We start from the raw sequence: 20,775 nt of genomic DNA, 5'->3' as shown, positions 1-20,775 counted from the left end.
ACCGCGCCGTTGCCACGGCCTCCCGGCTCTCAGGCTCCGCGACGGCACCCTCCGCCGCGGTCGCCCCTCACGCGCCGAGTGCTGCGGCCCGCGCGACCCGGTCCGCCGTCCGGACGTGGCCGTGACGGCGCAGGTTGGCCGCCAGGACCTCGGCGGCCGTCGACAGGCGGGCCGTCCGACCGGGCTCCGCCGCCCCCGGGTGGTCGCTGGCCGCGCACAGGTGCGGAGCGAGCGCCGGCCACCACGGTGCCTGCGCCGGGTCCTCGGGGTCGACCGAGAGCACCGCCGACTCCAGCATGTCGAGAAGGCATCCGTGCAGGGCCAGGGCCTCGGCCGGCTCGTGGTCCAAGGCCGCGCGCATCGCCTCCCGGACCAGTGGATCCACCGTCACGAACGAGCGTCCGTGGGCGAGGCCGATCTCGCGCAGCCCGGCGACGGTGCGTTCCAGCTCCTCCTCGCTGATCCGCGTCCCGCCCGCCACCGGGGTGGCGGCGGACGCCGACAGCTTCAGGAACGCCTCCGGCACGGGCTCCGCCGCGCACAGCGCGAGCAGCGCCAGCACCGGCCGGGCCCGGCGGAGGCCCTGCCCTTCCAGGTGGTCCAGGGACGACTCGCACAGCGCCCCGACGATCCCGCGCAGAACCGTGCCACCGACGTCGGCGGGCCGCGCCGGCGCACGGTCGAGGGCCGGCGCACGGTCGAGGGCGGTCCGAAGGGCGGCGATACCCTCGCGGTGGGAGGTCTGCGTCGAGGCCGTGAGGCTGTGGACGTGCCGCCCGGCGAGCCGCAGCGCCAGGGGTAGCCGCCGGAGCCGTGCCGCGAGCTCCGTCAACTCGGGGTCGTGCTCCGGGCCCGCGCCGGTCTGCAGGCGCAGCAGCTCGACCGCGGGATCGGAGTGCCACGGCGTCACCTCGGCGACGGAGATCCACCGCCCCCAGGCGGAGCGGTCGGCGATCCGGGAGGTGATCAGGATCCGGCCGTCGGCGCGCCAGGGGAAGGGCGGTGTCCGCTCCCGGAGGATGCCGCCGGGCGCCTGGACGCGCTGCAGGAGGTCCGGGTCGTCCAGCCCGTCGAGGATCAGCAGCCACCGCCACGCGGGCGCATGGAGACGGTTCAGCACCAGGTCCTCGAGCGAGGCCTCGCCGTCTCCGGGAGCCGGGGGCTCCGCCGGTCGGTGGAGGTGGCGCAGAACGTTCATCAGGCCGGCTTCGAGCGAGGCCTCGTCCCGCGCGGACACCCACCGGATGTCCGTGTAGCTCCACAGGTACGGATCCCAGTTGTGGCCGCCCGAATAGCTCTGGCCGAGCGCCAGAAGCGTCTTGCCGCAGCCTCCCGGACCGACGAATGCGCGGACGGGAACGCGTCTGCCGGGCATGTTCGGCAGGCGGAAGCCGGAGGGTGGGGCGAGCCGGCCGCGGCCTGTCCTGGTCCGCGTCCCCTTCACCCGCCGGTCCGGCAGAGCGGGGCCGCCATACAGCGGAACGGGGTACAGGTGGGTCGGCAACGCGTGCAGGTCGCCCTTCAACGGGCCGAGGGAACGGGCGGGGACCGGGTCCACCGGGTCCTCCTTCAGAGGTCGGACGTTGCCTCGGGCCGGTCGGGCGCCGCGGCGGGCATCGCGACGCGGACCAGCTGCGCCATGTGGTCGGACAGGTACGACGTGGCCCCGGACGGCAGCCGCACCGGTTCGGTGAGGAGGAGGTCGGCGGCGGTGACGGGATGGCGTCCGGGATCGCCCTGGACCAGGACGTAGTCGACGCGGTGCGCCCGCGCCCCTGCGGGCAGCAGCGGGGCATGGAAGGTCGGCAGGTCGGCCGCGGCGAACGGATCGCGCCACGCACCGCCGTCCACCGCCTCCCGGTAGAGGCCGCACGTACTGGGAAGATTGAAGTCTCCGACGAGCAATGCCAGTCGGGTGTCGCTGCGCCTGGCTCGTCGCAGGGTTTCGTGGACCGCTCGCAGCTGTACCCGCTGCAGGGCCTCGTGCCGGTTTCCCGCGGACCAGTCCCCGTCCCGGTTCGCGCTCACGTGGGCGTTGCCCAGGATCGTCCGGCGTCCGGTGAGCTCGTAGGTCAGCACGCCCTGCAGACCGGCGGTCACCGCCGCACTCGCGCGGAAGAGGGGATTCCCGCGGTCCGGCCGCGTGCCGCGGAACGACCGGAAGGCCACCGACTGCACCGGCACCCTCGCGAACGCGACCAGGCCGCCCATCGGCCGGCCGAACACCCCCGTGCTGCAGGCGACATGGGGGAACGACGGAAGACGCCCGCGCAGGAAGCCCAGCAGACCGGGCGTCCAGACCTCCTGGAGGTTCAGGACGTCCACGTCCGCCTGCTCGAGATACGCGCAGATCTCGGCCGCCCGCTCCTTCACCGGGCGCAGCGAATTCCTCAGCCCGCAGCAGACGTTCAACGTCGCCACCGCGATCGTCCCGGCCCCGCTCACCGCACCCCCGCCTCCCGCCCCTCGCCCCCGCCGCACTACCGACGATAGGTCAGTCGTCCCGCCGGGCCGCAAGTCCGAGGTCGGAGAGGGCGGCCGCGCCGGCCGCGGTGTGGGTGCCTCCGGCGAGCAGCAGGGTGCGTACCGCCTGGTAGGGACAGCCGGCCGTGTCGAAGGCGGCCGCGGCGGCGAGCAGGCGCGGCCGGTCTCCGTCCAGCAGGGCCTCGGCGCGGTCCAGTTGGGCGGCGGCGACCCGGTTCCCGGCGACGGTGGTGCGGGCGGCGGTGATCCGGGCGCGGGCGTCCGGGTGCCCGGCGAGTGCGGAGGCCTCCGCGCGGAGTGCGGTGTACCAGTGCAGCCAGACCCACGAGATCCACTTCCACACCTGGGCCGGCTCGGGTGCGAGCCGGTCCAGGGCCGCGTCCGGCTCACCCCGGTGGAGCAGCACCACTGCGTCCAGGACGGCGCCGTAGCCGTGCCGGTGCTCCGGTGCGGTGCCGGCCCGGCCGGCGATCGCGAGCCAGTCCGTCCGGGCGTCGTGGTCGCCGCGCAGGCCGTGCACCATGGCGACCGCCGCGGCGGCCGGGCCGAGCGAGAAGGACCGTGGCCGGCCGCTCTGCTCCCAGGCGTCGAGGAAGCGCACGCTGGTGGTGAGGACGTCCTCGGCGCGGCCCGCGAAGGCGTCCACGACGAGGAGCCAGGAGGTGGCCTGGTGGCCGACCTCGGCGAGCAGCGGGTGGCCGGCGAGCTGTCTGCCCCACCTGCGGGCCTGTGCCAGCTCGCCCACGCCGAGCGCGGTGGCGGCGGCCATGGCCAGGGCGTCCATCCGCTCGTGGGTGACGGCGGGGGTGTCCGTCGCGGGGGCCAGCAGGTCGATCCGGCGCCGGGCGGCGGCCGCGGCGGCGAACGAGTCCCCGGCCCAGCTGCGGGCGCCGGAGAGCGCGTCGAGGGCGGCCGACTCGGCGACCGGATCGCCGGCCGGGCGGGCGAGTTCCACCGCCCGTTCGGCGTAGCCGACCGTCTCCGGCGCGGTGTTGTCCGGGTCGCCCTGGACGGAGCCGAAGGCGTCCGCGACCACCGCGGCCTCGGCCAGGGCGACCGCCGCCCGGGCGGCCGGCCCGCCGTCACCGCTCAGCTCCCGGGCGGCCGCCAGGACGGCGGTGACCTCCTGCGCGGTCGGGAGGACGGCGAACTCGCTGGAGAAGCGGTACGCGGCGGTGGCGGCGTTCGCCAGGTCGCGGCAGGCGCCGGCGGTGTCCCCGGTCTGCCGGGCGGCCTCGCCGGCGGCCAGGTGGAGGCGGTACAGGTCGTCGCCGAGCCTGCGGCAGCCGGCCACCCCGGCGGCCTCCCGCAGCGCGGCGGCGGTCTCCGTCCCGTCGGCCAGCGCGGCCGCCTGCTCGAAGCGCTGCTGGGCCTCGCCGAGGAGGGTGCGGGTGAAGGCCAGTCCGGCCAGGGCCAGCGCGAGCCGGTGGGCGTCCGCCCGCTGTTCGGGGCGGGCGGCGGCCCGACCGAGGGCGGCCCGGAGCTCCTCGGCCACGGCGTCGAAGCGGGCGCGCCAGTCGGCGCCGTCCGCGTCGGCGAGCTCGTCGGCGCGGGCCGAGCACCAGGCGAGGTGGCGGGCCCGGACGTCGGTCGTCTCCTCGGCCCGGGCGAGCCGCTCCGCGCCGTACTGGCGGATGGTCTCGGCTGCCCGGTAGCGCGTGCCGGTCTCGGAGGGTGTCGCGGTGAGCAGGCTCTGCTCGGCCAGCCTGCCGAGGCCGTCGGCGACCGCGGCCGGTCCGAGCGGGGCGAAGCCGGCGACCTGAGCGGCCGCGTCGGCGGTGAACGGCGTGACGAACACCGACACGCGGCGCAGCAGGGTGCGGTCCCGCGGTTCCAGCAGGTCGTGGCTCCAGTCCAGTGCGGCGCGCACCGAGCGGTGCCGGTCGTCGGCGCGGGGCCCGCCGGCCAGGATCCGCAGCTGGTCGTCGAGGCCGGCGGTGAGGCCGTCCGGCCCGAGGGTGGGCCAGCGTGCGGCTGCCAGCTCGATGGCCAGTGCCATGCCGTCGAGGCGTTCGCAGACGTCCGCGATCTGCTCCCGGGCGGCCGGGTCGGGTTCGGCGCCGGCGGCCGCGGCCCGTTCCACGAACAGGGTCACGGCCTCGGACGCGCCGCCGCCGGCCCGGGAGAGCGGGGGGACGGGGAAGACCCGCTCGAACGGCACCGTCATCCGGGCCCGGCTGGTGGCCAGGACGTGGGTGAACGGGCAGGCCGCGAGCAGCCGTTCCACGAAGGGTGCGACGCCGTCGCGGATCCGTTCGCAGTTGTCCAGCACCAGCAGTGCCCGGCGGTCCGCCAGCGCGGCCAGCACCGCCTCGTCGATGCCGCGTCCGGGCTGCTCGCCCACGCCGGTGGCGGCCGCGACCGCCGCCCCCACCCGCTGCGGGTCGGTGACCGGGGCCAGATCGACGAACCACACCCCGTCGGCGAAGTCGCCGGCCGTGTCCGCAGCGACCGTGAGGGCGAGCCGGGTCTTGCCCACCCCGCCGGGGCCGACGGCGGTCACCTGGCGGTGCGCCCGGACGGTCTCGGCCAGCACGGCACGTTCCCGCGCCCGGCCGACGAACGGGGTCAGCGGTGCCGGGAGGAGGGGTGCCGCGGGTGGCCGCCCGGCGCCGGCGAGGTCCGCGCGGGCGAGGTCGGCGCGGGCGAGGTCGGCGGCGCTCCGGGAGAGGGCCCGCCGGTCCGCGGCGTCCAGCTTCCGCAAGAGCGAGGAGACGTGCGACTCGACGGTGCGGACGGAGATGAACAGCTGCGCGGCGATCTCCGCGTTGCTGAGGTGCTCGCCGAGCAGCGCGAGCACATCGGCTTCCCGCGCGGAGATCACTGGAGTGGACACCGGCCCATTATCCGTGGCTCCGTGGCGCACTCCGTGGTGGTTTCCGTGGTCGGTACGGAGGCGGGCCCGGCCCCCGACGCGGGAAGGTGGGTGCACGGCGATCGAGCCGGGCGGGCCGCCCGGCGGGTCGCGACCCGCGAACCCAGGAGTGACCATGACCGGCTCCCCCACCCGACAGCACCGACGAACGCCGGACCGATGAGCGCCGGACCGCGCGCACGTGCGGTGCGCCGCCGCGACACCGAGCACCGGCTCGGCCACGACGTGGACGTCTGGGTGGCCAGCGCCTCGGCGGACGGGGTGCCGTACCTGGTGCCGCTCTCCTTCGACTGGGACGGCGAGGCGCTGCTGGTGGCCACGCCCGCCGACAGCCCGACCGGCCGGAACCTGGCCTCGACCGGGACGACCCGGCTGGCACTGGGCCACACCCGCGACGTCTCCGTGATCGAGGGCGAGGTCGAGAACCTCGCGATGGACGCGCTGCCACCGGAGACCGGCGACCGGTTCGCCGCCCGTACCGGCTTCGACCCGCGCGAGTCGGCCGCCGTCTACCGTTGGTTCCGCATCTCCCCGCGCCGCATCCAGTCCTGGCGCCAGGCGGACGAACTGACGGACCGTGAGCTCATGCGCGACGGCCGCTGGCTCGGCTGACCGGGCCCGCGCCACCCCCACCCACCCGTACGAGAGAGGATCGTCCACCATGACGAAGACCCAGAAGCCCGCCCGCGGCGGCGAGTCGGCCGAGCAGAGGTTCGACGGCTTCACGGCCGAGGAACGCGAGGCGATGAAGGAGCACGCCAAGGAGTTGAAGACGTCCGCACGCCGCAACCCGCGCACGGCGAAGGCCGACGCGGAGGCCGACGTGCTCGCGAAGATCGCCGAAATGCCGGACGCCGACCGGGTCCTCGCCGAGCGGATCCACGCGATCGTCACCTCCACCGCGCCGGACCTCGCGCCGAAGCTCTGGTACGGGATGCCCGCGTACGCCCGGGCCGGCAAGGTCGTCTGCTTCTTCCAGAGCGCCCAGAAGTTCAAGACCCGGTACGCCACCCTCGGCTTCAGCGACCAGGCGCACCTCGACGACGGCACCCTGTGGCCGACCTCCTACGCCCTCACCGAACTCACCGCCGACGCGGAGGCACTCATCGGCGACCTCGTCCGGAAGGCGGCCGGCTGACGGCGGAGCATCCGGACGGCCACCCCACCGGCCGCGCGTCGGCCCCTCCCCATGGTGCCCGGGAGGGGTCGACGACTGGTCCGCGGTGACGGATGGAGGCCCGGGCCGGCGTGCGGGCGCGGGTCCTCGACCGCCCTGTCAGGTGGGCAGCGGAGTCGAGGTTCCGGCATCGCGGGCAGGTGGGCGCAGTACGGCGGTGGCGATGTCCAGGAAGTCGGCCGCGGGGCCCGCGCAGCCGTCCTGCGGCACCGCCAGGCAGGTCTCGACGGGGAGGATGTCGGTGACGGGCAGGTAGACGAGGTCGGGGCGGGAGTACGAGCCGGCGACGCTGACGGGGACGAGTGAGATGCCCAGTCCGGAGGCGATGAGTTCGAACTTCTCCTCCAACGAGGACGTTCGCCGCCCGGCGTCGATGATCGCCTCGCCGTCGAGGTCGGCCGAGGTGAGGGTGGGCCGGTCGGCCAGCGGATGTGTCACGGGCAGGCAGGCGACCTTGGTCTCGTGCCCGACGGGCACGGTGCGCAGCCCCGTGTCGTCGAAGGGGCGGCGGAGGTACCCGACGTGGGCGCGGCCCTCGCGGAGCGGTACGTCGCGCTCCCACCAGCGCAGCGGGAGGACGTCGACGACGACGTCCGGGTGGCTCGCCGTGAACTCCCGGACGGCGTCGGACACGTGGAGGCCGGGCGAGAAGGCGACGACCAGGCGCTGCTCGCCCCGCGCGGCCTCGTGCACGCGCTGCAGCGCCACGTCCACCACCGTGGTGATCCTCCGCGCCTCGTCGTACAGCCGGCGGCCCGCGGGGGTGAGCTCGACGCTGCGTGTGGTCCGCGTGAGCAACTGGCATCCCAGCTCTCGTTCGAAGGTTCGGATCTGTCGGCTGAGGACGGGCTGTGCGATGAACAGCGCCTGTGCCGCCCGGGCGAAGTGCCGGTGTTCGGCCACCGCGACGAAGTAGCGGAGCTTTCGCAGGTCCAGATCCATACCCGGACGGTATCAATGCGTTCCGAAGGGTATTGGACGGCCGGTCGGACCGCTCGGAGACTCGGATCATGACGACTCGTCACCAGTTCGACAGGAACGACATGACCGACACCCGCAAGACCGCTCTGATCGTCGGAGCCTCCCGGACCCTGGGCCTCGCGATGGCCGCCGAGTACCTGCGCCGCGACTGGGACGTCATCGGCACCGTCCGCGGCACCCGGCGCACCGGCCTGCACGACCTGGCCGAGGCGTCCGGCGGACGGCTGACCGTCGAATCGCTGGAGATGACCGAGCCCGACCAGGTCTCGGCCCTGCGCGACCGGCTCGCAGGACGCACGCTCGACCTGCTCTTCGTCAACGCCGCCATCACCCGCGGCGACATCCCGATCGGCGAGGTCCCGGCGGAGATGTTCACCGAGGTGATGATCACGAACGCGCTGAGCCCGATGCGCGTCGTGGAGTGGCTGCGCCCGCTGGTCGCGCCGTCCGGCACCGTCGGCGTCATGTCCTCGGACCAGGGCAGCATCGCCCTGAACATCGACGGCGGCCAGGACCTGTACCGGGCGAGCAAGTCCGCGCTGAACCAGCTGATGCGCTGCTCCGCCGCTCGCCACGCGGACGACGGGCGGACGGTGCTGCTGATGGACCCGGGCTGGGTCCGCACCGCACTCGGCGGCCCCGACGCCGATCTCAGTGTCGAGGAGAGCATTCCCGGCGTGGTGGAGACGATCGAGCGCCACCACCGCAAGCCCGGTCTCCACTTCGTCGACCATCTCGGGCAGACCGTGCCCTGGTAGCGGAGGCGGAGGTGGTCGGCCGCGCGCGAGCCCGCCACCTCTACTGATGCCGCCGCGTTGTCGGCAAGCCGGAGCAGCGCCCGATGGCCGGCGGCGAGTGCCGTGACGGCGGCGGCATCACCGTTCAAACACCTGGCGGTGCCCGCCCTGTGCCTGCTGGCAGCAGAGGCCTCGGCCGAGGGCTCCGGCACCTTCGCGCTCTCGCTCCCGGCCGTCGAGATCGAACCCCTCGACGCGATGGCAGCGGCCACCGTCGCCACGATGGTCCACGACGGCATCGGCGCCCAGGACACCTCCCATGCCCTGTACACCGCTCTGCCGACCGGCTCGCGCGGCGCGATGCACATGATCCTGACGAACCAGGAGCACCGCTACCCGCCCGGAACGATCACCGTCCACATCGACGACCCCGCCTCCTCGGCTGAACGGCGAGCCCCCGCACACCCACCGGACGACGGGGCGATCTGCGCCCGGTGCCCGCGCATGCCGGCCGGCCGACGGGGCACGACGGCCGGGCACGTGTCCGGCACCGATCTCGTCGGCCACCACGTCGAAGCCACCGACGGCCGGATCGGCAAGGTCGACCGGCTCTCGCAGGAGGTGGGATCCTCCTTCCTGGTCGTCGACACCGGTCCGTCGATCTTCGGCAAGCACGTCCTGCTGCCCGCCGGCACCGTCGTGCAGGTGGACCAGGACTCCCGCACGGTCTTCGTCGACCGGTCGAGGGACGAGATCAAGAACGGTCCCGGGTTCGAGCCCGACCGCCACGAGACGGACACCGGGTACCGCGAGCGGTACGCGGGCTACTACGGGCCGTTCTACGGCCACCCGGCCCACTGGCCTCCCGTCACCACGAGCCCGGAGTCCACCCCGAGGCCCGCCCGCGCACCGCGGGCGGGCCTCGCCGTGCGGCACGCCTCGGCGGGGCCGCGGGGCTCACTGCAGGTCCGCGGTCGCGATGCCCTGCAGCACCGTCCCGGTGGCCCGCGCCTCTTCGAGCCGATCCTCGAAGGCCTCCGCCTGGCGGTCCGGGGTGAGCCCGGCGAGGTCGGGCGGCCAGGTACCCGGCAGCATCACCGTCACCAGCACGCCGCCCGCCTCGGCGGCGGCAGACAGCCAGGCCGGCGGCGCCTCCATCGCGGGTTTCGGCTCCCACGCCTCGCGGCCGCCGACCAGCACCAGCCGTTCGAACCGGCCCCCGCGGACCTGTACCACCGCGGTGGTCGTCGGCGTGCCGCCGGGTGCCACCACGAACCCGCTCTCCCAGGCGTCCACCGCCAGCGACCCGTAGTGTCCCTCGTCGACCTCGACGACGATCTCCGCGACGACGCCGTCGTCGTCGATCTCCCGCACCACCAGGGCCCACAGCACCGACCCGTCACCCGCCGCACCTGTCACATCGGGTTCAACGAGCCGGCCCGGCCGAGCACACGCCCACGGATGCCACCATCTCCTCTTCGGCCGGTCGCGAATGTGACGGCGATCACGGCGCGGCGCGCCGGGCGGGCGGAATGGCCCGGCGGTCGGGGCGGTTGGCGCCATGGAGTACATGCACATGCATCTGTCGTCCAGTGCCTGCGAGGAACCATGACCGCCACCGCACCGTCCGCCTCCCGCGCCGCCGATCTTCTGTCGCGGCCCGTCGCCATCAACGGTCTGACCGTGCCCAACCGCATCGCGATGGCGCCGATGACGCGCATGTTCTCGCCGGGCGGCGTGCCGGGTGAGGACGTGCGCTCGTACTACGGCCGCCGTGCCGCCGCGGGCGTCGGTCTGATCGTCACCGAGGGCACCTACGTCGGCCACGACTCGGCGGGGCAGAGCGACCGGGTGCCGCGGTTCCACGGCGAGGACCAGCTGGCCGGCTGGGCGAAGGTCGCCGAGGCCGTCCACGCGGCGGGCGGCACCATCGTGCCGCAGCTGTGGCACATCGGCATGGTGCGCAAGCAGGGCGAGCCGCCCTTCGCCGACGCCCCCGCGGTCGGTCCGTCCGGTCTGCGGATCGACGGCACCGAGGGCGGCCGGGCGATGACCCGGGGCGACCTGGACGACGTCATCGGCGCCTTCGCGGACGCCGCGGCGGCGGCCGAGCGCATCGGCTTCGACGGCGTCGAACTCCACGGCGCCCACGGCTACCTGCTCGACCAGTTCCTGTGGGCGGGGACGAACCGCCGCACCGACGCCTACGGCGGCGACCCGGTGGCCCGGACCCTGTTCGCGGCCGAGATCGTGGAGGCGGTCCGCGAGCGCGTCTCCCCCACGTTCCCGGTGATCTTCCGCTACTCGCAGTGGAAGCAGGAGGCCTACGACGCGCGGCTCGCCGAGTCCCCGGAGGAGCTCGACGCGATCCTGGCGCCGCTCGCCGCCGCCGGTGTCGACGCCTTCCACGCCTCCACCCGCCGCTACTGGATCCCCGAGTTCGAGGGGTCGGACCTGAACCTCGCCGGCTGGACGAAGAAGCTCACCGGCCGTCCCACCATCACCGTCGGCTCGGTCGGCCTGGACGGCGACTTCATCCGCGGCTTCGCCGGCGAGGGCTCCCCGGTGCAGGGCATCGACAACCTCCTGGACCGCCTGGAGCGCGACGAGTTCGACCTGGTCGCCGTCGGCCGTGCCCTGCTCCAGGACCCGGACTGGGCGGTCAAGGTCCTCCAGGGCCGCCACGAGGAGCTGAAGCCCTTCGAGGCCTCGGCGCTGCGGACCCTCAGCTGAGACCGACCGGCAAAGGGGTGCTCCCGCCGGCCGACCCGCACCGCCGGGCCGGCCGGCGGGCCCTGCGCGCACCCGCCGCGGGCACCCGCCGTCGTGTCAGCCCGCCGGGCGTGACGCGCCGTCCGTCTTCGGCGGGTCTTGGCACGTGGGCGGGGGCGGTGCGTCGGGGCAGGGGCGATGCGTCGGGGCTGCGGTGAGTCGGCGGGCCAGCCCGAGCACGGCCACGGCCACGGCCAGTCCCAGCCCCGTCGCGAAGAGTACGACCACAAGCGCGAACACCGTTGCTGTCGCCTCCACATCGACCTCCCGTGCATCGCGGCCCGGCCCGTATCAGCCGGTGCCCGACCGATTCCCCGGGTGCCGAAGGGCCTCCTGGAGGGTTTCGTACACGGGGAAGAGCCCGGCCGTCCCCGTGAGTTCCACGACCCGCCGCACTGCGCCGCTCGGCGCCACCAGCACGACGGGCACGCCGCGGTCGGCGGCCGCGGCCCGGGCGGCGGCCAGTTCGTTGAGGCCGCTCGAGGTGAACAGTCGGACACCGCTCAGGTCGATCGCCAGCACGCGCGGGAGGCGGCCGATTGCCTCGGCCAGGACCTGCCGCACCTCGTCCTCGGTGTCCAGGTGGATGTCGCCCGCGAAGGTGCACACCACGGCCGGGCCGACCGCGACCGTGCTGGTTCGCAGCTCCGTTCCGGACACGGCACCGCGCTCCTTCCGGGAACGGGCCGTCGCCGGTGGCCGGCGCGCCCCGACCCACCCGGCGACGGCACGCGGTGTTCGGCCGCGCACCGGACCTCCACGGTATGCCGGGACCGTCGGAACCGGCGGCCGCACCGAATTCGCACCGAATCCGCACCGTACCGAGTCCGCGCCGGGCCGCCGTCGACGGGCCGTCCGGCACGCCGCCGCCTCACCCGGCGGCGGGCCGCCAGCCGAGGGCGGGGCCGAGCACGGTGGCGATGTCGGTGAGGATCTGTACGTAGTCCTCGTACTCGAAGGTGAACGGCAGCGCGAACGCGACCTCGTCGATCTCCCGGAAGGCCGGGTGCGCGTACAGCTGTTCGGCGATCTCCGCGGAGCTGCCGACGAGGTCGGGGGCGAACAGCAGGCGGGCCGGGCCCTGCGGCGCGGCCGTCCGCGGCAGGCGGGCGCGGGCGTACTCCCGGTACTTGGCTCGCTGCGCGGGGGTCGCGCTGTCGGTGGGGACGACGACCAGCCCCTGGGAGACCCGGGCGCGGGCCCCGGCGGGGTGGCTCTCCCGGAAGTCGCGGACGTGGGCGAGCTGGATGCTGCCGAAGTCCTCACCCTCCTCGGCCTTCACCACACTGCTGACCAGCAGGTTCATGCCGCTCTCGCCGGCCCGTCGGGCCGAGCCCAGGCTGCCGGCGCCGTACCACATCCGGTCGCCCAGGCCGGGCGCGTGCGGCTGGACGCGGTCGGAGTACGCCTCGAAGCCCTCGGTGCCGCGGAAGCCGGTGGCGGGCTCGCCGCGGACGAGGTCGAGGAGGCGGCGCACCCGGGTGTGGCCGAAGTCCTCGGCGTCGGCGGTGTCGGGGTAGAGGGCGTCGCGGACGCGGTCGTAGTGCAGGGGCGGCCCGACGCTGACGCCGGGGTTGAGGCGGCCGCCGGAGAGGATGTCGACGCTGGCGAGGTCCTCGGCCAGCCGCAGCGGGTTCTCCCAGCCGAGCGGGGTGACCGCGGTGCCGAGTTCGATGCGGCGGGTGCGCTGGGAGGCGGCGGCGAGGACGGCGACCGGTGAGGAGATGCCGAACTGGAGGTGCCGGTGGCGCAGCCAGACGCTGTCGAAGCCGAGGCGTTCGCCGAGTTCGACGAGTTGCAGGGTGGATTCGTGGCCCCGTCCCGGGTCGGCCTCGTCGAACAGGCCGATCGTCAGGAAGCCGAGCCTGCGCAGCGGTTGCGAGGGAAGGGGCATCGTGTTCCTCCGGGTGGTCGGGGGCGGTCGCCGGTCGGTCTGCGGCGCGGCCGCCGACCGTTCGGCCTCCAACTGCTCGGCAGGGACGATACCTGGGACGGCCGGCGGGTCGGCGGGTCGGCCGGCTCCAGGAGCCGGGCTGGCCCTCGGCGGCTGCCCTCGCACGACCGCCGTCGGTACGGCCCGCACAGGGCCGCACCGACGGCGGTGGGATCAGCCCAGGTGGCGGGCGAGGAAGCGGACGGTGCTGTCCAGCTCGAAGGCCGGGACGTCCGCGTGCCGGCCGGGGTTGGCGTGGAGCGTCTTCTCGGCCGAGGCCAGGGCGTCGTACAGGGCCAGGCACTGCTCGCGCGGGACCCGCTCGTCGTCCCACTGCAGCAGGAACTCCACCGGGACGGTGATCCGCGCGGCGTCCCCGGCCGAGGCGGCGGCCCCGCCGAGGCCCAGCACCGCGGCGCGGACCCTCGGCTCGGCCGCGACGAACGGGACGCCGAGGCCGCAGCCCAGCGACACGCCCCAGTAGCCCACCGGACCGGCGCCGACGTACGGGAGTTGCTGGACGGCGTCCAGTACCGCCCGCCACTCCGGGACGGTCTGACGGGCCACCATCGCCTGGAAGCCGGCGATCAGCGGCGCCAGTGCCTCCCCGGCGGCCACCCGGGCCTGGTTCTCGGTCGCGATCCGGTCGTACTCCTCGACCGTGGGCCGGTCGCCGTGGCCGGGCACGTCGACCGCCACCGCGGCGAAGCCGCACTCGGTGACGAAGCGGCGGGCGCGGGCGAGCACGTCGGGGGCCTTCTTGTGCTGTCCCCCGCCGTGTCCCAGCAGGACGAGCGGACGGGGACCGGCGGCGGCGTCGGGTGTCCAGAGCACGCCGGGGACGCCGTCGAGGGTGAAGAGCTGTTCGCGGACGCCGTCGGACGACGTCCCGGAGGTGAAGCGCATGAGCGTTTCGAGCCTTTCGGGGCCTATGCCTGTGTGGGCACTCCCCGGGCCATGCAACGGAGGGAGTCCCGACCTGTCACAGTGTTGATCGGTCCCACCTCCTCGGGTCGCAGGGCGCACGGCGACCCGGAACGTATCACACGGGCTCCCTCCCGTGACCGCCCGCACCGGCCGGTCCGCCCGGTGGCGGCGCCGCGGACAGGCCGTGCAGCTGCCGGTCGTAGTCGGCCAGCAGCTCGCCGAGTTGGGCGAGCGATTCCGCGGGGACGTCGTCGGGGGCGGTGTCGACCACGTACCTGGCGGCGGCCACCAGCGAAGCCAGCTCGTAGGCGTGGAACGTGGCGCGGAGGACGGTCGGCCGTATCCGCTCCAGCTCCATCACTGGGCCTTCGACCGGACGTAGTCCGCGACCTGGGCGAGCTCGGCGGCGAACCGGTCGTAGTCCTCCTGCATGCCGTTGATGTAGGCGCTCCAGCCGAGGCTGGCCTTCGCGTAGTGCACGGCCTCCTGGATCTCCTCGTCCGTCGCACCGAACAGCTTGGCGGCCTCGGTGTGGAACAGGGAGCAGTACCGGCACTTGGTCTCGGCGTGCAGTCCGACGCCGATCAGTTCCTTGTACTTGTTGGGGATCAGCGTCTCGCCGAGCTCGATCCGCTTGAAGATCTCCCACTCGGGGCCGAGCAGCTCGGTGGGGATGCTGGTGAAGAAGTGCGGCACCAGACCCAGGGTCTCCTTGATGTCGGCCTCGATCTCCGCACGGTTCGCCGGGGCAGCCATGACGGCCTCCTCCTCGCCGACCCGCATGCCCGGCTCGGCCCCGTCCGCACCGAGCGCGGGCTCCGAGGGCCGAGCGCTCCCGCACAGCCCGCACGGCCCGCGCGCGGAGCTCCGTGCACCGGCGTGCGGTCCGCGGAGCACCCCGCCGGCGGCGGACGGCGGCGGCATCAGGTCCTGACTCCACCGTACCCACGCCGACCTGCGGACTTCCACGCCAGTGGCCCCGACGTTCGGGATCCGTAAGACCTGGGAGCCGCGGGGCGGTGCCAGCTCCGCCCGCCCGGCCTCGGCCCCCTCGACGCCGAGGTCCGCTCCCGGACCGTCCCATTCCCCGGTCCGGGCGGCGCCGGATCGAGCGACAAGAGCATCGACTGCCGGCAGGAAGGCCCGCTGACACGCGTTCAGCCCCGCACCTCGACCGCCGACCTGCACCGTGTCCGCATCCGTCCCCTCCGTCCCGAACGACTGGGCAGCACGTGGCACCCGCCCCCGGTGGCACCCGCCGGACGTCAGGCAGCGTCGGCGGCGGCCGGTCCTTCCGCGGCCGCGCAGAGCCGGCAGGGCGGGGTGCCGGGCCGGTCGGTGTGGAGGCCGCCGCGGAAGGCGGGGTGGCGGTGGAGGCGGCGGACGTAGGCGCGGAGCCGGTCGAAACGGGCCGGGGCAACCGCCGTCTCGGTGCCGTGGAGGAGCGCGTCGACGGCGTCGAGCCGGACGAGGGCGACCCACAGGTCGACGTCGGCCGCGGTCAGGGTCTCGCCCAGGACGTACGGGCCCGCGCCGAGCCGGCGGTCGAACCCGTCCAGTGCCGCGAGGACGGTCTCCGGTGTGCCCTCGGCGAGGTCGGTGTCGAGGAGGTGGCGGACGGCGTCGATCTCGGCGGCCAGGGCGGTGGGCCACAGCTCGGGGAGGTCCGGCCGGCCGCGGTCGCACAGGTGCTCGGCGAGGTCGCGCAGGATGTCGGGGGTGTGGTTGCTGACGATGCGTCCGGTCCACCGGTCGCAGAGCGCGGGCACGGTCGGCGGTCCGTCGTAGCGGTGCACGGTCGCCTGGTAGGCCAGGTGCAGCGCCGCGTGTCCGTCGCGGCCCTCGGGGGCCGGGGCGGCGGGGGCGGTGAGCAGCACGGCGCCGACCGAGTCGGCGAGGTCGAGCAGGTCGAGGGTGATGGCGACCCGCAGCGAGCGCGGACAGTCCGGACAGAGGTAGATCTGGTAGCGGTGCGGCGCCGGGTAGAAGCCGCCGGCGCGGTCGGTGCCGATCCGGTTGCGGACGGCGGGGCCGGGAGCGGCAGGGGCGTCGGGGGTGGCGGCCGGGGTCTCGGGGCGGCACAGGACGGCCGGGCCGGAGGCGGACGGGAGGATCTCGGGCATGGTTCTCCAGGGTGTGTGGAGCCCGGCGACGTCACGGCGGGCGCCGGAGGCGGAGGACGGCAGGGTCCGGCCCCGGCCGCGTGCGGTACCGGTGCTGTGGCTGCCTGGGTGGCTCGGTGATTCGGCCCGGACGGCGCAGAGACGGCACCGACGGCGCGATGCGGGCGGCTGTGCGGCGTTCCGGGCTCAGGCGGCCGGGCGGCAGGCGCTGCAGACGCGCAGCAGGTCGATGTGCAGACGTCTGGTCAGGAACCATCGGCGGGACGTCCGGCGCAGCGGTCGGCGGGTGTTCCGCGCCGCCCTGTCCGTCCCCTGCATCGCCACCGGTCCGATCGTGGGGCCCGCGCACGAGGCGTGGCCGCGCTTGTCCCGCCGCTCCGGCGGGGCCAGGTCGTCACCCGGGGCACCCCGTCGCGGTGGAAGGGTTGCCCGTCAGCGGACCGGGGCCGATGACCCACCTGGCAAGAAGGCCTGCGCGGTGGGCGCTGACTGTCGTGACCGTCCCCCGAAGTCTGGGCGCCCAACCGTCGGAGCGTCAAGAAGTCTGCTCCGCCCGGCATGCTCGAAGGCGCCGACACCGACCGCACCATCGGCAGCGCACGCTGAACGCCCGCCTACCCCACGCCCCGCCGGAACGCGCCGGCAAGGCCTACGCCGGCGCGTCGAGCAGTGCGGCCACCAGCCGGCGGGCGTAGGCGGCGTCGAGCAGGTCGGGGCGGAAGAGGATGCGGTACATGACGGGGGCGACGACACGGTCGAGGACCGTCTCGACGTCGGGCGCGCCCTCTCCGCGGTCGGCCGCACGGCCGAGGATGACGGCGATCTGCTCGGCGGCGTAGGCCGAGCACTGCCCGGCGTTGCTGCCGTCCGGGTCGCCGAGCAGGGCGTCGCGGACGTAGGCGCGGCCCGAGGCGGAGGCCATCTCCTCCAGGAACTGCTCGGCCCAGGCCGCGAGATCGGATGCCAGCCGCCCGGTGTCCACGGGCGGCGCCTCGGGCCGCAGGCGTTCGACCGCCACGTCCGACAACAGCTCCTGCAGGTTGCCCCAGCGGCGGTAGATCGTGGACGGGGTGACCCCCGCGCGGTCGGCGACCAGGGGCACCGTCAGCGCGTCGCGACCCACCTCCGACTCCAGTTCGCGCACGGCGGCGTGCACCGCCGCCTGCACCCGGGCGCTGCGCCCGCCGGGGCGCACCATCGGTCTGGAACTCATGCGACCAGCTTAAAGCAAATCCATTGCTTCAAGTGCCTCACGCCAGTGGCCGACCGAGACCGGCCACCGACAAAAGCCAATCGTTTGCCTTAACAAACGACAGGCCCTACCGTGACTTAAAGCAAACGAATCGCTTTTAGCGCAAGGAGTCCCATGTCCGGCGTCACAGCGGGCGCACCCTCGACCCGACCCCGCACGGCAGTCCGCGGCGGCACCGCGACGCGCAGGGCGCCCTTCGGCCTCCACGCGTCGGTCCTGGCGGCCCTTCTGGCCGCGTCCAGCGCGCCGACGCCGCTGTACCCGCTGTACCAGGACCGATGGCAGCTGTCCGCCCTGACCGTCACGGTGGTCTTCAGCGCCTACTCCTTGACGCTGCTGGTGGCCCTCCTCACCGTCGGATCGCTCTCCGACCACCTGGGACGGCGCCCCGTGCTCGCGGGCGCCCTGGCGCTGGAGGCCGCGTCCGTGCTGCTCCCGGCCGCGGCGGACGGCGCGGGGCCGCTGATCGCGGCCCGAGTCCTGCAGGGGGCTGCCACCGGCGCGGCCACCAGCGCCGCGGGCGCGGCCCTGCTCGACCTTGAGGACCCGTCACATCCGGGCCGCTCCACCCTCGCCAACAGCATCGCCCCGGTCGCCGGCATGGCCGCCGGCGTGCTGCTCTCCACCGTCCTCGTCCGCTTCGCCCCCGCCCCCACGGCCACCGTCTACGTCCTGCTGGCCGCGCTGGTCGCCGCCCAGGCGATCGCGGTGGCGTTCACCCCGGAGACGGCCCACCGGCGCGCCGGTGCACTGCGGTCCCTGCGCCCGCGGCTCGCGGCGCCGCCGTCGGCCCGCCACGCCCTGCTGACCGCCGGCAGCGGAATCGTCGCGGTCTGGGCCCTCGGCGGCCTCTACTCCGCCCTCGGGCCGGCGCTCGTCCACCTCGTCGCCCCCGGCGCCCCGCAGGCGGCCGGCGGCCTGGTCTTCTTCACCGTCAGCGCCGCGGCCGCGCTCACCGTGTGGACGCTGCGGCGGACCGCGCCGCTCGCCGCCACCGCCGGCGGGGCCCTGGCGGTCGTCCCCTCGGCAGCCCTGAGCCTGCTCGGGCTGCACGGCGGCGGCCTGCTCGCCGTCCACGGCGGCGCCGCCCTCGCCGGCGTCGCCTTCGGCGCCGTCTCCCAGGGGGCGCTGCGGATGACGCTCGACACCCTCGACGAGCAGGACCGCGCCTCGACGCTGGCCGCGTACTACGTCCTCAGCTACCTCTCCATGAGCGTGCCCGCCGTCGCCGCAGGCGCCGCCACCGTGCACGTCGGCCTGCGGACCGCCGCACACGTCTACGCCGCGGCCGTGGCCCTGCTCGCCGTCACGGCGGTGGCCGCACTCACCGCATCCCGGCGCAAGGCGCTGCGCACGGCGGACGACCGCCTCCGCTGACGACCGGATCCCGGATACCCTCTCTCCTTGCGCGCAGCCGGACGTCGGAGCCGACGGGTCGCGGTCGACGGTGGGGCGGGGCGATGGGAACGGTCGAGGGGCTCTGGCGGGCCGGAACGATGCCGCACCACGACGGGCTGTACCGGCCGGACGACACCGCCTCGGTGCTGCAGGTCGACGGCCCGGGGGCGTACCACCCGGACGCCGGCCAACCGATTCCCTTCCGGATCGGCGCACCGCTCGACGTGACCCTGGCCGTCGGCCGGCACGGCATCGAGGGGGTCGCCACCAACTTCGAGACCGCGCTGCCGAACCGCTCGGGGTGGATGTCCGGCGGGGGCGCGGACGGCATGGGCAACATCGGCTACCTCGCCCGTCTAGACGCGGACCGCTCGCTGCGGTGGGTCGCCGTGATGCATCTCTCCAACCCGTTCGTCGGAGTGCGCTACGAGGGCACGAACGCCGTCTTCACCAACGACTGGGGGAACCTGCTCAGGCTCGATCTGACGAGCCCGGCTCTCGCCTGACAGGCCCCTGGGCCATCCAGTCGGTGAGAGCGCGTTCAGAGCGGTCGGATCCCGTACCAGCCCTGCCTTTCACCCGTCACTACCAGCCACGACGCCTCGCCGGCCGGCTGCCGTGCCGACTGCGTGCAACACCGTCCTGCCGCCCGTCCCGGAGCACACTGCTGTGGCTCGCCGGGCACCGAGCCGGGCAGTCCCACCCCCGTGATCGGCAACTCTCCAGGCAGCAAAGCCCGTTGAAGGCATTGACGTGAACACACAACGCTGTGAAGCTCATGACACCGGTCTGGACCAGTACCTCTGAGAGCGCTCTCCCCCTTGCAGGCCGTCCGCCTGCCCGAACCGAGGAGAACCCCCGCAATGAGGCACGTCAACGGCATACGGGTGGTGCTGCCCGCCCTGCTCGCCCTCACGTCGCTGGGCTTCGGCCTGTCCCCCGCGACGGCCGCACCGGACACCGCTCCGGCAGCGGCCGCCGCACAGCCCGCCCCCGCCCCCGCCCCCGTCGCCGACCCCGGGCTGGTCGGCGCGCTCCAGCACGACCTGGGGCTGACGCAGGATCAGGCCCGTACGCGTCTCGGCCAGGAGACGACCGCGGCCCGGCTGCTCCCCCGGGTGCGCGAACTCGCCGGAGCCGCCTACGGCGGCGCCTGGTTCGACCCGGCCCAGGGGCGCCTGGTCGTCGGACTCACCGATTCGTCACGTGCCGAGGTGGTGCGGGCCGCGGGCGCGGCCACCGCTCCCGCGGCCCGCACCGAGGCCGCCCTCGACCGGGCCAAGGCCGCCGTCGACACCGTGAGCAGAAACCGGCCGGCCCCCGCCGCCGTCACCGGCTGGCGTGTCGACCCGCGCCGCAACGCGGTGGTCGTCACCGTGGCGGCCGGCGCCCGCCAGGACGGCCGGGTGCAGGCCTTCCTCGACGCCGCCCGGGCGACCGGGCCCGTGACGGTCGAGGAGACCGCGCAGCAGACCCCGCGCACCCTCTCGGCGGGCGTGGTGGGCGGCGACCCGTACTACATCAACGGCAACACCCGCTGCTCCATCGGCTTCGCGGTGCAGGGCGGGTTCGTCAGCGCCGGGCACTGCGGCCGGGCCGGCAGCAGCGTGGTCGGCTGGGACGGCTCGGCGATGGGCTCGTTCGTCGACTCCTCCTTCCCCGGCAACGACTACTCCTACATCCGCATCGGCAACGGCTGGTGGACGGTGCCCGTCGTCCTGGGCTGGGGCACCGTCAGCGACGCACTCGTCCGGGGCTCCTGGCAGGCGCCGGTCGGCTCCTCGGTGTGCCGCTCCGGCTCCACCACGCACTGGCACTGCGGCACGGTGCTCGGCCTCAACGAGACGGTCAACTACAGCCAGGGCGCCGTCTACCAGCTGACCCGCACCAGCGTGTGCGCCGAACCCGGCGACTCCGGCGGCTCGTTCATCACCGGCGACCAGGCCCAGGGCGTCACCTCGGGCGGCTGGGGCAACTGCTCCTCCGGTGGCCAGACCTGGTTCCAGCCCGTCAACGAGATCCTCTCCCGGTACGGCCTGACGCTGGTCACCGCCTGACGGGTCCGACCTCCCGCACCGCCCGGTCCCGCGTGGGCCGCCCGTGCACGAATCGCGCG

General features: G+C 74.7%; 21 protein-coding genes and 1 riboswitch. Of the genes, 7 read left to right on the top strand and 14 right to left on the bottom strand.

The window, feature by feature from the left end:
- Positions 1-67: 67 nt before the first annotated feature.
- From AB0P35_RS26715 to AB0P35_RS26705, 3 genes are read right to left on the bottom strand one after another with little or no spacing between them, the layout of a single operon-like run.
- A complete protein-coding gene (locus AB0P35_RS26715; RefSeq protein ID WP_363515313.1) occupies positions 68-1,558 on the bottom strand; it encodes a hypothetical protein in 1,491 nt (496 codons plus the stop codon).
- Positions 1,559-1,569: 11 nt separating this feature from the next.
- The gene (locus AB0P35_RS26710; RefSeq protein ID WP_363515310.1) at positions 1,570-2,445 is read right to left on the bottom strand and encodes an endonuclease/exonuclease/phosphatase family protein; all 876 of its coding nucleotides are present in this window, start codon (positions 2,443-2,445) and stop codon (positions 1,570-1,572) included.
- A gap of 49 nt (positions 2,446-2,494) precedes the next feature.
- Positions 2,495-5,320, bottom strand: a complete 2,826-nt coding sequence (locus AB0P35_RS26705; protein WP_363515307.1) for a LuxR C-terminal-related transcriptional regulator — start codon at positions 5,318-5,320, stop codon at positions 2,495-2,497.
- Positions 5,321-5,518: 198 nt separating this feature from the next.
- Here AB0P35_RS26705 and AB0P35_RS26700 point away from each other — a divergent pair, with 198 nt between their 5' ends.
- Entirely contained in the window at positions 5,519-5,971 is a 453-nt protein-coding gene (locus tag AB0P35_RS26700) for a pyridoxamine 5'-phosphate oxidase family protein (protein WP_363515304.1), read from the top strand.
- 49 nt (positions 5,972-6,020) lie between these two features.
- Positions 6,021-6,497 (top strand): DUF1801 domain-containing protein, encoded by a 477-nt coding sequence (locus AB0P35_RS26695; protein WP_363515301.1) that lies wholly within the window; start codon positions 6,021-6,023, stop codon positions 6,495-6,497.
- 138 nt (positions 6,498-6,635) lie between these two features.
- Here AB0P35_RS26695 and AB0P35_RS26690 read toward each other — a convergent pair whose 3' ends face one another.
- A complete protein-coding gene (locus tag AB0P35_RS26690) occupies positions 6,636-7,478 on the bottom strand; it encodes a LysR family transcriptional regulator (RefSeq protein ID WP_363515298.1) in 843 nt (280 codons plus the stop codon).
- A gap of 101 nt (positions 7,479-7,579) precedes the next feature.
- On the opposite strand from AB0P35_RS26690, the gene AB0P35_RS26685 reads away from it, so the two are divergent.
- Complete coding sequence (locus tag AB0P35_RS26685) at positions 7,580-8,275, top strand: SDR family NAD(P)-dependent oxidoreductase (RefSeq protein WP_363515361.1); 696 nt, start codon at positions 7,580-7,582, stop codon at positions 8,273-8,275.
- Positions 8,276-8,392: 117 nt separating this feature from the next.
- On the opposite strand, the gene AB0P35_RS26680 is transcribed toward AB0P35_RS26685, so the two are convergent.
- Together AB0P35_RS26680 and AB0P35_RS26675 are read right to left on the bottom strand one after the other, a co-directional pair.
- Entirely contained in the window at positions 8,393-9,043 is a 651-nt protein-coding gene (locus tag AB0P35_RS26680) for a hypothetical protein (protein ID WP_363515295.1), read from the bottom strand.
- Positions 9,044-9,211: 168 nt separating this feature from the next.
- Complete coding sequence (locus AB0P35_RS26675; protein WP_363515293.1) at positions 9,212-9,646, bottom strand: hypothetical protein; 435 nt, start codon at positions 9,644-9,646, stop codon at positions 9,212-9,214.
- A gap of 216 nt (positions 9,647-9,862) precedes the next feature.
- Here AB0P35_RS26675 and AB0P35_RS26670 point away from each other — a divergent pair, with 216 nt between their 5' ends.
- Positions 9,863-10,987: an NADH:flavin oxidoreductase gene (locus AB0P35_RS26670; protein ID WP_363515290.1), complete on the top strand. Its 1,125-nt coding sequence runs from the start codon at positions 9,863-9,865 to the stop codon at positions 10,985-10,987.
- Between the two features lie 330 nt (positions 10,988-11,317).
- Here the strand turns inward: AB0P35_RS26670 and AB0P35_RS26665 are convergent, their stop codons facing one another.
- The 8 genes from AB0P35_RS26665 to AB0P35_RS26630 all read right to left on the bottom strand — a co-directional run bounded on the left by AB0P35_RS26665 (position 11,318) and on the right by AB0P35_RS26630 (position 17,222).
- Entirely contained in the window at positions 11,318-11,686 is a 369-nt protein-coding gene (locus AB0P35_RS26665; RefSeq protein WP_363515287.1) for an STAS domain-containing protein, read from the bottom strand.
- Positions 11,687-11,897: 211 nt separating this feature from the next.
- Positions 11,898-12,920: an LLM class flavin-dependent oxidoreductase gene (locus tag AB0P35_RS26660; protein WP_363515284.1), complete on the bottom strand. Its 1,023-nt coding sequence runs from the start codon at positions 12,918-12,920 to the stop codon at positions 11,898-11,900.
- A gap of 213 nt (positions 12,921-13,133) precedes the next feature.
- Positions 13,134-13,865, bottom strand: a complete 732-nt coding sequence (locus tag AB0P35_RS26655) for an alpha/beta hydrolase (protein ID WP_363515281.1) — start codon at positions 13,863-13,865, stop codon at positions 13,134-13,136.
- Between the two features lie 136 nt (positions 13,866-14,001).
- Positions 14,002-14,244 carry a hypothetical protein gene (locus AB0P35_RS26650; RefSeq protein ID WP_363515278.1) on the bottom strand — a complete coding sequence of 81 codons (243 nt, stop codon included), beginning with the start codon at positions 14,242-14,244 and terminating at the stop codon, positions 14,002-14,004.
- On the bottom strand, positions 14,244-14,642 hold the full coding sequence (locus AB0P35_RS26645; protein ID WP_179419229.1) for a carboxymuconolactone decarboxylase family protein: 399 nt from the start codon (positions 14,640-14,642) through the stop codon (positions 14,244-14,246). Before AB0P35_RS26645 ends, AB0P35_RS26650 begins: the two co-directional genes overlap by 1 nt.
- A 509-nt stretch (positions 14,643-15,151) precedes the next feature.
- Positions 15,152-16,009 (bottom strand): glutathione S-transferase C-terminal domain-containing protein, encoded by an 858-nt coding sequence (locus AB0P35_RS26640; RefSeq protein ID WP_363515275.1) that lies wholly within the window; start codon positions 16,007-16,009, stop codon positions 15,152-15,154.
- Positions 16,010-16,195: 186 nt separating this feature from the next.
- Positions 16,196-16,333, bottom strand: a complete 138-nt coding sequence (locus AB0P35_RS26635) for a hypothetical protein (RefSeq protein WP_363515272.1) — start codon at positions 16,331-16,333, stop codon at positions 16,196-16,198.
- A 31-nt stretch (positions 16,334-16,364) separates the two neighbouring features.
- A riboswitch (SAM riboswitch) is annotated at positions 16,365-16,478 on the bottom strand.
- 180 nt (positions 16,479-16,658) lie between these two features.
- Positions 16,659-17,222: a TetR/AcrR family transcriptional regulator gene (locus AB0P35_RS26630; protein ID WP_257018849.1), complete on the bottom strand. Its 564-nt coding sequence runs from the start codon at positions 17,220-17,222 to the stop codon at positions 16,659-16,661.
- Positions 17,223-17,375: 153 nt separating this feature from the next.
- Here AB0P35_RS26630 and AB0P35_RS26625 point away from each other — a divergent pair, with 153 nt between their 5' ends.
- The 3 genes from AB0P35_RS26625 to AB0P35_RS26615 all read left to right on the top strand — a co-directional run bounded on the left by AB0P35_RS26625 (position 17,376) and on the right by AB0P35_RS26615 (position 20,716).
- The gene (locus tag AB0P35_RS26625; protein ID WP_363515269.1) at positions 17,376-18,638 is read left to right on the top strand and encodes an MFS transporter; all 1,263 of its coding nucleotides are present in this window, start codon (positions 17,376-17,378) and stop codon (positions 18,636-18,638) included.
- 83 nt (positions 18,639-18,721) lie between these two features.
- The gene (locus AB0P35_RS26620; protein WP_363515267.1) at positions 18,722-19,165 is read left to right on the top strand and encodes a hypothetical protein; all 444 of its coding nucleotides are present in this window, start codon (positions 18,722-18,724) and stop codon (positions 19,163-19,165) included.
- Between the two features lie 357 nt (positions 19,166-19,522).
- The gene (locus AB0P35_RS26615) at positions 19,523-20,716 is read left to right on the top strand and encodes a S1 family peptidase (protein WP_363515264.1); all 1,194 of its coding nucleotides are present in this window, start codon (positions 19,523-19,525) and stop codon (positions 20,714-20,716) included.
- Positions 20,717-20,775 lie beyond the last annotated feature (59 nt).

It is taken from the genome of Kitasatospora sp. NPDC085879, assembly GCF_040686255.1.
In the GTDB taxonomy this organism is placed as follows: domain Bacteria; phylum Actinomycetota; class Actinomycetes; order Streptomycetales; family Streptomycetaceae; genus Kitasatospora.
The sequence above is the reverse complement of the archived record's forward strand: the minus strand, read 5'-3'. Positions and strand labels throughout refer to the sequence as shown.